The 14,037-nt window shown below is 63.4% G+C and carries 17 protein-coding genes; 10 read left to right on the forward strand and 7 right to left on the reverse strand.

Going from position 1 to position 14,037, the window contains the following annotated elements; genetic code table 11:
* Positions 1-126: 126 nt before the first annotated feature.
* Positions 127-624, forward strand: coding sequence for a GAF domain-containing protein (locus tag FJ527_RS25680; protein WP_140824330.1), 498 nt, complete (start codon positions 127-129; stop codon positions 622-624).
* On the opposite strand, the gene FJ527_RS25685 is transcribed toward FJ527_RS25680, so the two are convergent.
* From FJ527_RS25685 to FJ527_RS25700, 4 genes are all read right to left on the reverse strand, one after another.
* On the reverse strand, positions 625-1,689 hold the full coding sequence (locus FJ527_RS25685; protein WP_140824331.1) for a YeiH family protein: 1,065 nt from the start codon (positions 1,687-1,689) through the stop codon (positions 625-627).
* A gap of 131 nt (positions 1,690-1,820) precedes the next feature.
* Positions 1,821-2,207: an ester cyclase gene (locus tag FJ527_RS25690; protein ID WP_015316775.1), complete on the reverse strand. Its 387-nt coding sequence runs from the start codon at positions 2,205-2,207 to the stop codon at positions 1,821-1,823.
* Between the two features lie 111 nt (positions 2,208-2,318).
* The gene (locus FJ527_RS25695) at positions 2,319-3,758 is read right to left on the reverse strand and encodes a PAS domain S-box protein (RefSeq protein ID WP_140824332.1); all 1,440 of its coding nucleotides are present in this window, start codon (positions 3,756-3,758) and stop codon (positions 2,319-2,321) included.
* A 63-nt stretch (positions 3,759-3,821) separates the two neighbouring features.
* Positions 3,822-4,715 carry a LysR family transcriptional regulator gene (locus tag FJ527_RS25700; RefSeq protein WP_140824333.1) on the reverse strand — a complete coding sequence of 298 codons (894 nt, stop codon included), beginning with the start codon at positions 4,713-4,715 and terminating at the stop codon, positions 3,822-3,824.
* Positions 4,716-4,860: 145 nt separating this feature from the next.
* On the opposite strand from FJ527_RS25700, the gene FJ527_RS25705 reads away from it, so the two are divergent.
* From FJ527_RS25705 to FJ527_RS25730, 6 genes are all read left to right on the forward strand, one after another.
* Positions 4,861-5,256: a cupin domain-containing protein gene (locus FJ527_RS25705; protein WP_140824334.1), complete on the forward strand. Its 396-nt coding sequence runs from the start codon at positions 4,861-4,863 to the stop codon at positions 5,254-5,256.
* Between the two features lie 42 nt (positions 5,257-5,298).
* Positions 5,299-5,640, forward strand: coding sequence for a carboxymuconolactone decarboxylase family protein (locus FJ527_RS25710; protein WP_140824335.1), 342 nt, complete (start codon positions 5,299-5,301; stop codon positions 5,638-5,640).
* Between the two features lie 2 nt (positions 5,641-5,642).
* Entirely contained in the window at positions 5,643-6,632 is a 990-nt protein-coding gene (locus tag FJ527_RS25715) for an aldo/keto reductase (RefSeq protein WP_140824336.1), read from the forward strand.
* A 269-nt stretch (positions 6,633-6,901) separates the two neighbouring features.
* Positions 6,902-7,366 (forward strand): GNAT family N-acetyltransferase, encoded by a 465-nt coding sequence (locus FJ527_RS25720; protein ID WP_140824337.1) that lies wholly within the window; start codon positions 6,902-6,904, stop codon positions 7,364-7,366.
* A 16-nt stretch (positions 7,367-7,382) separates the two neighbouring features.
* Positions 7,383-7,766 carry an ACT domain-containing protein gene (locus FJ527_RS25725; RefSeq protein WP_140824338.1) on the forward strand — a complete coding sequence of 128 codons (384 nt, stop codon included), beginning with the start codon at positions 7,383-7,385 and terminating at the stop codon, positions 7,764-7,766.
* Positions 7,767-7,913: 147 nt separating this feature from the next.
* Positions 7,914-9,347, forward strand: coding sequence for an aldehyde dehydrogenase family protein (locus tag FJ527_RS25730; RefSeq protein ID WP_140824339.1), 1,434 nt, complete (start codon positions 7,914-7,916; stop codon positions 9,345-9,347).
* Positions 9,348-9,411: 64 nt separating this feature from the next.
* On the opposite strand, the gene FJ527_RS25735 is transcribed toward FJ527_RS25730, so the two are convergent.
* A complete protein-coding gene (locus FJ527_RS25735) occupies positions 9,412-10,296 on the reverse strand; it encodes an AraC family transcriptional regulator (RefSeq protein ID WP_140824392.1) in 885 nt (294 codons plus the stop codon).
* Positions 10,297-10,578: 282 nt separating this feature from the next.
* Here FJ527_RS25735 and FJ527_RS25740 point away from each other — a divergent pair, with 282 nt between their 5' ends.
* Both FJ527_RS25740 and FJ527_RS25745 read left to right on the forward strand, forming a co-directional pair.
* Positions 10,579-10,989 carry an MbcA/ParS/Xre antitoxin family protein gene (locus tag FJ527_RS25740; RefSeq protein WP_015316785.1) on the forward strand — a complete coding sequence of 137 codons (411 nt, stop codon included), beginning with the start codon at positions 10,579-10,581 and terminating at the stop codon, positions 10,987-10,989.
* Positions 10,983-11,681 carry an RES family NAD+ phosphorylase gene (locus tag FJ527_RS25745; RefSeq protein ID WP_140663555.1) on the forward strand — a complete coding sequence of 233 codons (699 nt, stop codon included), beginning with the start codon at positions 10,983-10,985 and terminating at the stop codon, positions 11,679-11,681. The genes FJ527_RS25740 and FJ527_RS25745 overlap by 7 nt, the downstream gene beginning before the upstream one ends.
* A gap of 33 nt (positions 11,682-11,714) precedes the next feature.
* Here FJ527_RS25745 and FJ527_RS25750 read toward each other — a convergent pair whose 3' ends face one another.
* Positions 11,715-12,281, reverse strand: a complete 567-nt coding sequence (locus FJ527_RS25750) for a DUF308 domain-containing protein (protein WP_140824340.1) — start codon at positions 12,279-12,281, stop codon at positions 11,715-11,717.
* A 205-nt stretch (positions 12,282-12,486) separates the two neighbouring features.
* Here FJ527_RS25750 and FJ527_RS25755 point away from each other — a divergent pair, with 205 nt between their 5' ends.
* Positions 12,487-13,398 carry an AraC family transcriptional regulator gene (locus FJ527_RS25755; RefSeq protein WP_140824341.1) on the forward strand — a complete coding sequence of 304 codons (912 nt, stop codon included), beginning with the start codon at positions 12,487-12,489 and terminating at the stop codon, positions 13,396-13,398.
* Positions 13,399-13,435: 37 nt separating this feature from the next.
* Here FJ527_RS25755 and FJ527_RS25760 read toward each other — a convergent pair whose 3' ends face one another.
* Positions 13,436-13,885: a universal stress protein gene (locus FJ527_RS25760; protein WP_140716523.1), complete on the reverse strand. Its 450-nt coding sequence runs from the start codon at positions 13,883-13,885 to the stop codon at positions 13,436-13,438.
* Positions 13,886-14,037 lie beyond the last annotated feature (152 nt).

A 14,037-nucleotide genomic window follows, 5' to 3' on the forward strand; every position in this document is an offset into this window, starting at 1 on the left:
CCAACGGACAGAATTTCGAACGGAAAACCGTTTCGCATTTTCCTGGAATTGCCTAGGATGGTCCGGTGGTCGTTTGGTGCAGGGTTTGCGGAAACGGAACCGCGATTCCCAGTTTGGAGACAAATCATGTTCGCGGCCCAGGCCATCGATATCTCAGACAAGGCCGCGTTCTACCGCGACCTTGCCAAGCAATTGAAGGCGCTGCTCGAGGGCGAGCACGATTCGATCGCCAACGCCGCCAACACCGCGGCGCTGATCTTCCAGATGGTGCCCGACCTCAACTGGGCCGGCTTCTATTTCCTGGCATCGGACGAGGAATTGGTGCTGGGGCCCTTCCAGGGCAAGCCGGCCTGCGTGCGCATCGCCGTCGGCCAGGGCGTATGCGGAACGGCGGTCGAGCTCGGCACCTCGATGCTGATCAAGGACGTGCATGATTTCCCCGGCCATATCGCCTGCGACGCAGCCTCGCGCTCCGAACTGGTCGTGCTGCTCGAGGACGAGGAGGGCGTTTTCGGCGTGCTCGATCTCGACAGCCCGCTGCCCGGCCGCTTCGACAATGCCGATCAGGCTGGCATCGAGGCGCTGGCGGCGATCTATGTCGCGGCGAGCTCGTTCCAGGATTAGTTACCCTGAGACCTTCACCAGCATCAGGCTGAAGCCGCCGATGAACAGGAAGGCGCAGAAGGCGAGCGCCAGCGGGCGCAGGCCGCGCGAGCGCAGTTGCGAAATGTCCGCCTGCAGGCCCATGGCGGCCAGCCCCATGGTGAGCATGATGGTGGTGGCCAGCACTACCGCCTGCTTCACTTCGGCTGGTATCGTAACCAGGCTGTTCAATGCCACGACGGCGACAAAGGCGACGACGAACCACGGCATGGGCGGGCGTGCAGCCGACTGGTCGTCACTTTTGCGGCGTGCCATCAGGCCGAGCGCGATGATCATCGGCGCAAGCATGGCGACGCGGGTCAGCTTGGCGACGGTGGCGATCTCGCCGGATTGGGTGCCGTTCTGGAAACCGGCGCCGATGACTTGCGCCACCTCATGGATGGAGGCCCCGGCCCACAGTCCGAAGGCGTGCTGGTCGAGGCCGAGCAGCGGCGCCAGCAGCGGGAAGCCGAGCATGGCGATGGTGCCGAACAAGGTGATCGAGGCGACGGCATAGGTGACGTCCTCGTCGCGCGCATCGGTGACGATGTTGGTGGCGACGATCGCCGAGGCACCGCAGATCGAGGTGCCGGCGGCGATCAACTGGGTGAGCTTGGCGTCGACGCCGATCAGCCGGCCGAGCGTGATGGTGAAGACGAAGGTGGCGCCAAGGGTCAGTGCGACGATGCCGACGCCGCCGGCGCCGATCGAGACGACCTGGCCAAGCGTCAGCTGGAAGCCGAGCAGCACGATGGCGAAGCGCAGCAGGCGCTTTTGCGAAAAGGCGATGCCCGCCTTCGCGTGCACCGGTGTGCCGAGCACGTTGGAATAGACCATGCCGGCGACGACGGCCAGGATCATCGGGCTGAACAGGGCAAAACCGGAGACATTGCGGGCCGAGAAGGCGACGGCCGTGATCATCGCCACCAGCACGATGCCGGGAATGATGCCGTTCCCCACGAAATCGAGGCGCTTGCGACCTTGGGCCAGATCGGCGGAAATCAGGCCTTTCGGAATACCGTTTGCGATGGGAGTCAGGGACGACAATACAATTCTCCGTGCGAGTACGCCGGAGAAATGTTCATTCCAAGACTAATCTTTCCAACGAATTATTTTCGTTAGAATGATCGATTTTTACGAACGGTCTTGGCCCCTCGAAAGCTGAGAAAGGGGCCGGCCTACAGCTGCGCTTCGATCGCCGCCTTGTCGATCACCGACCAGACGTGCCTGATCCTGCCGTCGAGAAACTCGTAGAAGACGTTCTCGCTGAAGGACACTTTCCTGCCGTTGACCGGCAGGCCGAGAAAAGTTTCCTTTGGCGTGCAGTTGAATTGAAGGCGGCTCGCTATGAAAGGCGTATCGGCGATCAGCAGCTGGATGTCGAAATAGAGATCGGGAATTTCGCGAAAATCCCGCTCCAGCATGTCGCGGTAACCCGACAGGCCGACCCGGTCGCCATTGTAGTGCACCTCCTGGTGTACGAAGCGGTCTAGGCTCCGCCAGTCCTGGGCGTTGAGGCAGGCGATGTAACCACGATAGCTATTGGCAAGATCTTCATCGGTCATAGCATGCTCCGGTGCTTTGCCAACCGCATGTCTTCCACGACTGTTCCGGACGGCGAGAAATGCTTGTTCGGGGAAGACATAGAGCGGCGATACCGGAATGCGAGTGCGGCATCAGGGAAGGACTTCGAATTCCGGTCCACCGATCACCTCGTCGATCGCCTGTGGGTCGACGTGCTCGCTGTCGACCGAGGCTTCGAGCTGTGACAAGGGGGCTTCAAGGGTCCAGGTAACGCCGTGGCTGTCATATTCGAGAACGCCGGTGCCACTTACAGCTGCTGGAGCGACGCGCTGGAGCACGACGGTGCCGAAACCGCCATGGCCGATGTTCTGCACCTGAGGACCATCGCGCTCTTTCCAGATCAGCTGGAACCGTTTCAGGGCGCCTGCCTGGCTCACCTTCCATTGCACCGATATCGTTCCCTCGGCGGCCGAAAGCACGCCATATTTGGCGGAGTTGGTCGCCAGTTCATGAAAGGCGATGCCGAGATACTGGACGGCATTGGGGTTCAGCGTCAGGGAAGGGCCAGCCATGGAAATCCGTTCCTCGTTGCCGAACGGTTTGGCTTGTGCCAGGAGCAGCTCGAAAATCGTCGCGCCTCGCCAGTCGCCGGACACCAGCAGGTCGTGCGAGAGCGACAGCGCCATGATGCGCTCGCGCACCTGGCGTTCGAACTCCGCCGGTGTCGAGGACCTCTTGCTGGTCTCGCGGATCATAGAGATGATGACGGAATACTGGTTCTTGACCCGATGGTTGACCTCGCGCATCAGCATGCGGATGCGATATTCGCTCTCCTTGGCTATCGAGATGTCGCGGGCGATCTTGGAGGCGCCGATGATCCGGCCGACGGCATTGCGTACGGGCGAGATCGTCAGGGATACGGGCACTAGGCTGCCGTCCTTGCGGCGGCGGATGGTCTCGTAGGTCTCGACCCGCTCGCCTTTGCGGATGCGCTCCAATATGCGCGGCTCCTCGTCCAGGTGGTCATCGGGTATCAGCATCGTCACGGACCTGCCGACCGCTTCGTCGGCGGTGTAGCCGAACAGGCGCTGGGCGCCTGAGTTCCAGCTCTTGATGACGCCGTTCAAATCCTTGCTGACGATTGCATCGAAGGAGGATTCCACGATGGCCGACAGATGATGCCTGGCCTCGTCGGCAAGATGCCGGTCGGTGAGGTCGAACAGCATGTTGACGGCCCCGACCAGCCTGCCTTGGTCGTCATGGAGCGGCGTGGGATAGGGAAGGAAGGGCACGCGCGTGCCGTCGGGACGCTGCGAGATGGCCGACTGGTTTCTGACCGGCCGGTTCTCCCGCAACGCAATGGCCATCGGGCATTGGTCGTGCGGCAAGACCTGCCCGTCGGTCGTGAACAGCTTGTGCGTTACGCACCACTGGTCTTTTCCGAGCTCGGGCTCGCGCCCGGCAAAATCGGCCGCGGCCCGGTTGAAATAGGTGATCCTGCCTTCGCTATCGGTCGTGTAGATGGCGACAGGAAGATTATCGAGGATTTGATGGGATAGATCGAGTGTCGAACTGTTCGACAGGTCCGTCATGCGCAAGGTTCCATTTAACCACCGTGAACGCTGTCCGGCTGAATTGGTTCCTGGACCCGTAGGCTAGCCGCGATAACGCAGCGCATCGACCAGCAGCGTAAAGGCGGGCGTCGCCTGGCGGCGGCTGGGATAGTAGAGGTGATAGCCGGGAAACGGCGGGCACCAGTCGGCCATGAGCCGCAACAAGCGGCCATCGGCGAGATGCGCCGTCACTTGATCCTCCGGGAGATAGGCGAGGCCGACGCCGGCCAACACGGCATTCATGCGCAGCCCCGCCGTGTTGAAGATCAACTGGCCGTCGACGCGCACCTTCAGCTCGCGTCCGGCCTTCTCGAATTCCCAGGCATAGAGCCCGCCATGGGTCGGCAGGCGCAGGTTGATGCAATTGTGATCGGTCAGGTCCTGCGGCGTGCGCGGCTTCGGCCGGCTTGCGAAATAGGCCGGAGATCCGACCACCGCCATGCGCATGTCCGGCCCGATGCGCACCGCGATCATGTCTCGCGCCACCTGTTCGCCCAGCCGTACGCCGGCGTCATAACGCCCGGCGACGATGTCGGTCAGGCCGTAGTCGACGACGATCTCGACCCGGATGTCGGGATATTGCGGCAACAGCCGGGCAATGGCCGGCCACAGGACCGTGTCGGCCGAATGTTCGCCGGCGGTGATGCGGATGGTCCCGGCGGGCTTTTCTCGCAATGCGCTCAAGGCGGCGAGCTCACTCTCGATCTCGTCGAGCCTCGGTCCGACGGTGCGGGCCAGGCGTTCGCCGGCTTCGGTCGGCGAGACACTGCGCGTGGTGCGAGTCAAAAGCCGTACGCCCAGCCGCTCTTCCAACGTGCGCAAGGCATGGCTGAGCGCCGATTGGGATACGCCAAGCTTGGCCGCCGCCCTGGTGAAGCTCTTTTCGCGCGCGACGGCGAGGAAGGCGGTCAACTCATTCAGATTGTCGCGTGGCATTGATGAATTTCTCTCATAAGTACATGCCGGATATAGCAACTACTCATGATCATCGCAGCCCCTAAATAGAACGCAATCGGCCGAACAAGCCGGTGCTCCTGGCCTGGCGGCAATGTCCTCCCGGCATCACGAAAGGACGGAAAACGTGGAGATCACACGAAGCGGCTCGCAGCCCTCGGCGAAGGGGCCCGCCGAATATTTCACCGGGACGGTGCGCATCGATGCATCCTTCAAGGGCAGCGGCCCCGCGCGCGTCGGCGGGGCTACCGTGACCTTCGAGCCCGGCGCGCGCACGGCCTGGCACACGCACCCGCTCGGCCAGACGCTTATCGTTCTGTCGGGCGCCGGTCTGGTGCAATGCGAAGGTGGGCCGATCCAACAGATCCGTCCCGGCGACATCATCTGGTTCGCGCCGGGCGAAAAGCATTGGCATGGGGCGTCGCCGACAACGGCGATGAGCCATATCGCCATTACCGAAGCGCTCGACGGCAAGGTCGTCGACTGGATGGAGCATGTCACCGACGAACAATACGGGATTTGACCACCAGGCCTCGCCCACCGACGACACAAGAAGGAGATCCTCATGACCCATGCCCCAGCGCCTCCCAAAAGCCCGTTTTCCGACATCGCTCCAGCACTCGGCACCTATACCGACGAGGTGCTTTTCGGCGACGTCTGGAAACGCCCCGGCCTCTCGCCGCGCGACCGCAGCCTCGTCACCGTCGCCAGCCTGGTCTCGGGATACCGGATCAACGAGATGCCCTTCCACATGAAGCGGGCGCTCGAGAATGGGGTGACACCGGACGAGCTCATCGAGGCCATCACGCATCTTGCCTTCTATGCAGGATGGCCGCCGGCAAGCACCGCGATCGGCATCGCCCGCAAGGTCTTCGAACAGGCCGACGCCGAGAAGAAGGGACACTGACGATGCAAAAGCGCACACTTGGAAAGAGCGGCCTCGAAGTCTCGGCCATCGGCCTGGGCTGCATGGGCATGAGCCAGTCCTATGGGCAGCCGATGGAGACGCCGGATGCAGTCCGTCTGATCCGGGCGGCATTCGAGCGCGGTGTCACCTTCTTCGACACGGCGGAGGTCTACGGACCGTTCAGGAACGAAGAGGTCGTCGGCGAGGCGTTGCAGCCAATCCGCGACCAGGTGGTGATCGCCACCAAATTCGGCATCGATATCGCCGGCGCGGCCGGACACCAGGGCATGGACAGCCGGCCGCAGCATATTCGCGACGTCGTCGAGGCCTCTCTGAAGCGGCTGAGGACGGACTACATCGATCTTCTCTACCAGCATCGGGTCGATCCGGTCGTGCCGATCGAAGAGGTGGCTGGCGTGGTGAAGGACTTGATCAGCCAAGGCAAGGTGAAGCATTTCGGCCTCTCGGAAGCGGGCGTGCGCACCATCCGCCGCGCTCACGCGGTGCAGCCGGTCGCCGCGCTTCAGAGCGAATATTCACTCTGGTGGCGTGAACCCGAGGAGGCGATCCTGCCGGTCCTCGAGGAACTGGGAATCGGCTTTGTGCCTTTCAGTCCGCTGGGCAAGGGTTTCCTCACCGGCGCCATCAACGCCGGGACGACGTTCGATGCCAACGATTTCCGCAACAGCGTTCCGCGGTTCACGGAGGAAGCCCGCCAGGCAAACCAGGCACTGGTCGACGCCATCGTCGCGATCGCGGCTGACAAGAACGCGACATCGGCACAGGTCGCGCTTGCCTGGCTGCTGGCGCGCAAGCCCTGGATCGTTCCGATCCCAGGTACGACCAAGCTAAACCGCCTTGAGGAAAACATCGGATCTCTCGCCGTTGCCCTGACCGCGGACGATCTTCGCGATATCGAGAACGCGGTCTCGGCGATTGCCGTCCAGGGAGAACGATACTCCCCGCAACAGGCGGCGAGGATCGATCGCTGAGGGTCCCAGTCGTATCAGGCCAAGGCGTTGCCGACGGTTTGGCCCAATGACAGGCCGAGGCGGTGTCTTGACGCGGGACCGTTGCTGCTCCAGCTTGCCGCCATGTTCGTTCCCGCGCCCGTCATCGCCAAGCGACGCCGCTTCCGCCCAGCGCGGAGCGGCACGCTGATTGCGCGACGACAAAGGCCGGCAGGATAAATCCGCTTCGCTCGTTTCCAGCCCCGCCCGCGACAACAGCCGGCGGGGTTTTTCATGCCTGGAGCACTGTCATGATCATCGAGTCTGCCATCCGGTTTCGGCCGGCCGAACCCGCCGATGCCGCCGCCATCCGCGACATTGTGCGTGCCGCCTATGCCAAATGGGTGCCGGTGATCGGCCGCGAGCCGCTGCCGATGCGCGCCGACTACGAAAAGGCCATCGCCGAGCATCCGTTCGACCTCGCCGTCGAGGACGGCCGCATCGTCGGCATGATCGAGACCACGCTGGCCGACGATCACCTGTGGATCGAGAACGTCTGCGTCGCGCCGGAAGCGCAGGGCAGGGGTATCGGCCGGCTCCTGCTGGAGCGTGCGGAAATCAAGGCGCGCGAGGCGGGCCGCAACGAGCTTCGCCTGTTGACCAACGGCGCCTTCGAAGCCAACGTGTCGCTCTACAAGCGGCACGGCTATACGGTCGACCGGGAAGAGCCGTTCATGAATGGGGTGACGGTCTATATGAGCAAGAGGTTGGCATGACGATCAGAGCGCGACGATGGCTGCGAGGATAACGCTGAAGCAACTGTCCGGGCTCTACGCGATTTCGCGGCTTCAAGCCGCTGACGGTATTCCTGGCTGGGCGGATGGACCAGGTTTCGTCAGCATCACCAGGACCGACGACGAGCTCTCGATCACCTGCCTTCAGGATCGCGTGCCCGATGCCGTCAAGCATGACCGCGACTGGGTCGCCTTCAAATTGCAGGGGCCGTTCGCGTTCGACGAAACCGGCATCGTGCTGTCCGTCATCAGGCCGCTGTCGGAAAACGGGCTAGGCATCTTCCTGGTATCGACCTTCGATGGCGACCACCTGCTGGTGAAAGCGGCTGACGAGCCTGCGGCAAGAGGTTTGCTGGGCGAAGCCGGGCATACGCTGCTATAGTCCGCTCATCGCTGGTCCAGCCCTCTGGCTCAACCACTGCCGCGTTGGCTCAACCAGTTCGGGGGTTGCGTTTGACAGCGCCGTTTGCGCATCGTTATTTCTAGCCAGATATCACGGCCTGGCCATGCGGCACCCCAAGGAGAGACTATGTCACACGATCTGCAGTTCTACATCGATGGCGCGTGGGTCGATCCTGTCGTGCCCAACACGCTCGACGTTATCGATCCATCGAACGAGGATGCTTTCGCGCGGATTTCGCTCGGCTCCAGGGCCGATGTCAACAAGGCGGTGGCCGCCGCCAAGCGCGCCTTCAACACTTACGGCTTCACCTCGGTCGAGGAACGCCTCGACATCCTCAACCGCGTCATCGAGGTCTACAAGAAGCGCAGCAAGGATCTGGCGATCGCCGTGTCGCGCGAGATGGGCGCGCCGCGCCAGATGGCGCTCGACAGCCAGGTCGGCATCGGCCTGGCGCATCTGGCCAAAATGGCCGAGACGCTGAAGAATTTCCAGTTCCGCCACGTCAAGGGCAATCATCTCGTGGTCAAGGAGCCGATCGGCGTCGTCGGCCTGATCACGCCCTGGAACTGGCCGCTGAACCAGATCACCTGCAAGGTCGGTCCGGCACTCGCCGCCGGCTGCACCATGGTGCTGAAGCCCTCGGAAATCGCGCCGCTCAACGCCATCATCTTCGCCGAAATCATCGACGAGGCCGGCGTGCCGAAGGGCGTGTTCAACCTCGTCAACGGCGACGGCCCTGGCGTCGGCCAGGCGCTGTCCAGCCATCCCGACATCGACATGATGTCGTTCACCGGTTCGACCCGGGCAGGCATATTGGTGGCCAAGGCTGCCGCCGACACCGTCAAGCGCGTGCATCAGGAGCTTGGCGGCAAGTCGGCCAACATCCTGTTCCCGGATGTCGACCTCGCCACCGCCGTCAGCAAGGGCGTCGCCGGCTGCTTCAGCAACAGCGGCCAGTCCTGCAACGCGCCGACGCGCATGTTCGTGCCGCGCGACCGCCACGACGAGGCCGCGGGATATGCCAGGACGGCGGCGGAAAGGTTCAAGGTCGGTCCGGCCGACGGCGCCAACACCAAGCTCGGCCCAGTCGTCAGCCAGGTCCAGTTCGACAAGATCCAGGACCTGATCCAGAGCGGCATCGACGAGGGTGCCAGGCTGGTCGCCGGCGGCCCCGGCCGCCCTGCCGAACTCAATCGCGGCTACTATGTCAGGCCGACCGTGTTCGCCGACGTCACCCACGACATGCGCATCGCGCGCGAGGAGGTTTTCGGGCCGGTGTTGGCGATCCTGCCCTACGACACGGTCGAGCAGGCTGTCGAGCAGGCCAACGACACCGTCTACGGCCTTGCCTCCTACATCCAGGCCAAGGACCTACAGAAGGCGCGCGAGGTCGCGGCCCGCATGCGCTCGGGCAATGTCTACATCAACTATCCCCAATGGGACGCCGGCCTGCCCTTCGGCGGCTACAAGCAGTCGGGCAACGGCCGCGAATACGCCGAATACGGGCTCGAGGATTTCCTCGAGATCAAGGGCATCGCGGGGTACGAGGCGGCGGAGTAGTGCAGGACTTTCGGGCCGGCGCAACGCCGGCCCGGTCAGAAGGGACAGGTCCCGTCAGAAGGCCCTATTTCAGCGGCAGAAACAATTCGCAGACCACATCAGGCACCGGCACATTCGGGAACATCGAAAAGTGCCGCTGGCAATAGATCGGGAAGTCACGCGCTTCCTCGCCGCTGGCAGGAAGCCAGTCGCGATAAAGGTAGAGCGCGGCTGGCTCCAGGTTGTTGGTATTGTGGACGACGCGCAACACCGCGCAGCGTCCGCCGGGGATCACGCCAGCCATCATCTGCCCGTCATCAGCGTCGATCGGCAGGTCAGTCCCGACACACAGGTCCATGCTGTAATCGGCTGGGTTGGCGGGGATCCTCTCGGAACGGAAGACGTTGAAGGTCGGGCTCGTCTCCGGTGACAGGCCGGCGGCCTTGCGCCAGGCGATGAACCGCTGGATGGTGTCGCCGAGTGTCGCCCGGTCGCCTCGATGTTCCATGATCGCCACCGGCGTCGGGGGCACATCGCGGATCGTCACGTCGTCGTGGTCATAGGTAATGTGCATGAGCTTGCTCCTCGCATTGTCCATAGGCCCGAAGGCCGCAAGCCACAGTGCCCAGTCGGGCGACTTCCGGAACGATGAAGGAGACTGCCCGAACCGTTGCCGAAAGGCGCGGGCGAAGGCGTCCGGTGCATCGTAACCGGCATCCATCGCTATGTCAGTGACGCTTTCGGCATCCCTGAAGGCCAGCCGGTATGAAGCGCGCTTCATGCGGGCAAGCTGGACATAGCGATGCACGGACAGCCCGAAGGTCGCCGTGAACTGCCGGTGGAAATGGTATTTGGAAAATGCCGCGATGCCGCTCAAAGCATCCAGGTCCAGATTGCCGTTCAAATGCTGGTCGATATGATCCAACACTCTCTGCATCCGGGCATGGTAGTTTTGAAGCGCCGCCTTCATCATTCCGTTCTCCGTGGCAGCACCAGCTAAAGCGTATGCGGACATGACGCGCTCGACCGATCTTGCGGTTTGTCACGGGTCGCGGAACCGCGCCAAGGACCGTTTAGGGGCACGCGCGACCTTAGTTGGAAATCCAACTACCGGGAAATTCGACCGTAATTGTTGATGCAATATTGTTCGGACCATCTAATCGCCATCAGTGCGGTCTTCACTGGCAATGGCTCCCCGCCTTGCCAATTGGCATATACATGCTATATATCTGCCAATTAGCGAGGTCTAAACATGCAGCTTCAAGCCATCACCGCCACACCGGCCACTGTCGGCTCAGCCATTTCGGATGAAGAGGCAGGCGCTTTGGCGCGCACCACGGTCAACCTGTTCAAGGCCTGGAACCTCACCGACTTCGAGGCCTGCGTCCTGCTTGGCGGCATTTCGGCGCGCACCTGGGCGCGCTGGAAGGAGGGCGGCATCGGCCGGATCGACCGCGACCTGCGCACCCGCATGGCGCATCTGATGGGCATCCACAAGGGGCTGCGCTACCTCTTCACCGAGCCGGCGCGCGGCTATGCCTGGATACGCAAGCCCAATGCCACCTTTGGCGGGCAGTCGGCGCTCGACGTGATGCTGCGCGGCGACATTTCCGATCTCGCGGCGATGCGCGAATGGCTCGACGCGGAGCGTGGTGCATGGTGAGTGGGCTCGCGGTCCGGCGCCGCGTCCACTGGCCCCAGACCTATCGCATCATCCGCTCCATCCATCCGCCGATCGATCTGTTCGAGGACATCGCCGATCCGCGCGACTGGGAGGCGCTCGCCGCCGTCGAGGAGAAGACCAACCCGCGCATCCGGCTGGAGCTTGGCGATCTCGGCAAGGTGCCGGCCGCAAGGCGGGTTTCCGGTCCTGGCGCCAGCTTCGTCATGGCACCTTTCGTGCATTGTTCCGTCCTTCGGCCCGGCCGTTTTTCGGACGGCAGCTACGGCATTTACTACGCCGGCGACAGCGAGGACGTGGCGCTGGCCGAAACCATCCACCATCACCAGAAATTCATGCGTGCCACCAACGAGGCGCCCGGCTGGACGGCCGATTTCCGCGTGCTGATCGGCAGCGTCGATCGCGACCTCGACGACGTCAACGCCGTGCCCGGCGTGCTCGATCCCGACGACTACACGGCGTCGCAGGCGGAAGGGCGGGCGCTGCGGGCCGCCGGCAGCGACGGGCTGGTGTGGAACAGCGTGCGCATGCCCGATGGGGAGTGCATTGGCATCTTCTGGCCCGACGCCATCGGTGTCCCGGTTCAGGGCCGCCACTACAGCTACCACTGGGACGGTGGCCGCGTCGATTTCGTGCGCCAGCACGACACGGGCAAGGTGCTGGAAGTGGTTTGAGCGAAGGCCGCCGCGGCAACCAGTCCCAGGCCTTTACGTGGGCTTGCGTGCCTGCGTGACGGCCAGCCATACGGCCGAGACGAGGAAATAGAAGGCGCCGAACGCGGCATAGGGCGCGATGTCGGTGATGCCAGGCGTCGCGGTGCCGATTGCCTGTTTGATGAAGAAGCCACCGGCCAGCGCTGACTGCGCACCGCTCAGCACCATCGCCCATTGCGCGCCTGCCCGCCAACGGCGCACGCCGGTCGCAAGCTGGAACAGGCCAGAGAGAACCGCCCACGCACCGAACACCGCCAGAACCGCGTGCGGGCCCTGTCCGAGTGCAATGACGACGGCAATGGCCGTGATCGTGCTGACCACCGCGTTGAGCGCCTGGCTGGGATTGGCTTTCAGGCCGCCGCTACGCTGCGCGTCCAGAATATTGGCGATAGCGTCCCACAAGGGGTAGGCGACCAGGAGTAGCGCGGAGACCGGCGGCGCGCTTTTGCCAAGGGTGAAGGCCGCCGCCACCCAGGCGACCGAAAAGCCGGCCCGGAGGAAATAATAGGATTTCAGCCACTGCGATGCGGCGCCGGGCGCCTGGATGGTTTGAGTGCTCATTGGAATTTCCTGTCTCGTTGGTTGGATGGCGATTGATCCGTTTGATCGATTTGGAACCACGTTCGCCGAGTTGGATGATTGGAACAGCCCGTTCTCGCAGCCTTGGCTGCGGGATTGGTTTTGATCCAAGGAAAAAACGGCGCATAATCAGCACGAAAATGCGCTATCGTCGTAAGGAATGTAGCGGAGCCGGCCGGTCGCATCCATGATGGAATTGCCTGAAAATTTGACCATTCTTCCGGATGGAGGGCCGCGTGCCGGTGTCTCCGGGGACCTTCTCTCGCATGTGCTGGCGCAGATCAGGCTTACCGGCGACGAGGTTTTTTCACGCACGCTGACAGAGGCGGAGCAACTCGATCTCGACGAGGGCCAAGCCCATATCGTCGTGGTGACCGTCGGCGCGCTTCGCATGGAGAGTGGGGATCAGGCCCCTGTCGTCATGGAGGCCGGCGACCTCGTGCTCCTGCCTCGTGGTCCCGGCGCGTTGCGGCTGGTGGCGTCGCATCCGCAGGTGGCGATCGTCGCCTGCCGCTTCTGGTTCGATCCTGACAGCCTGCGGGGAATGATCTTCGCCTTGCCGCGATGCATCCATATCGGGCGTGCCCACGGGGCAGGGTGGGTCGATGGAATGCTGCCTTTCCTGATGGTCGAAACCAGCGACGCCCAGCCCGGCGCGGCTTTGATGATTTCCCGCATCATCGATCTCATGGTCATCCGCACCTTGCGCAGTTGGGTCCATGAAGGACGCGCCACGGGCTGGCTCGGCGGGCTTTCAGACGCCCGCATCGCCCGTTCCCTGAAGGCCATCCACGAAAGGCCGCTGCAGCGGTGGAGCATCAATGAACTGGCCGACAAGGCCGGCATGTCCCGATCCAGCTTCTGCGAGCGCTTCGCCGCGCTCGTCGGGCGCTCGCCGCTGCGCTACCAGAATGAATGGCGGCTGGGCCTGGCCCGCGATCTGCTGGCCAGGCGAGACGCACGCGTGGGTGAGATCGGCTTGCGCATCGGCTACGAGTCCGAAGCCGCCTTCAGCCGCGCCTACAAACAGCTCTTCGGGCATCCGCCACGGGTTGAATATGCCCTGGCGAATGAAGCCGCACCGGTGAAACCGCGCTGACCGATGGGGCCAGCTTGAAAATATCGGGTTGTGGCCGCTACCGCACCACCAGCACCGGGATCTCGGTGTAGGACAGCACTTCCGCCGTCTGGCTGCCCAGAAGCAGCCTGCCGAGGCCCCGGCGGCCGTGCGAGGCCATGACGATCAGGTCGCAGCCTTGCGCCCGCGACAGTTCCAGGATCGCTTCGGCCGGCCTTTTGTCCTCGACATGGACCAGCGTGGCGGACACGCCGGCGGCGTCGGCGGATGCCTTGCACTTGTCGAGCACTTCCTTGCCATAGCGGCGCGCTTCCTCCCGATAGGTGACCAGTTCGTCGCCGGCGGCATAGCCGGCCATGGCGCCGCCCCAGGCGAAGATCGGGAATTGTTCCGAGACGGTAACGAAGGTGACGGCGGCGCCGATGCCCTTGGCCAGTGTGAGGCCCTGGGCGACACCCTTGCCGGCCAGGTCAGAACCGTCGGTGGCGATGAGCAGATGTTTGTACATGATGGTGTTGCCTGTCGTGCCTGATGACTATCCAGCAGAGATAGTTATGCCGCACGCTCAATCATTGTGCCAATGCGGCGGGAATCAGGGCCAGGCGAGGTTTCGCCAGTACCCCGGATTCCCCTTTGCCGCATCGTCCTCTAAGGTGCCGC

Origin of the sequence: Mesorhizobium sp. B2-4-18 (assembly GCF_006441385.1) — a bacterium.
Taxonomy (GTDB): Bacteria; Pseudomonadota; Alphaproteobacteria; order Rhizobiales; family Rhizobiaceae; genus Mesorhizobium; species Mesorhizobium australicum.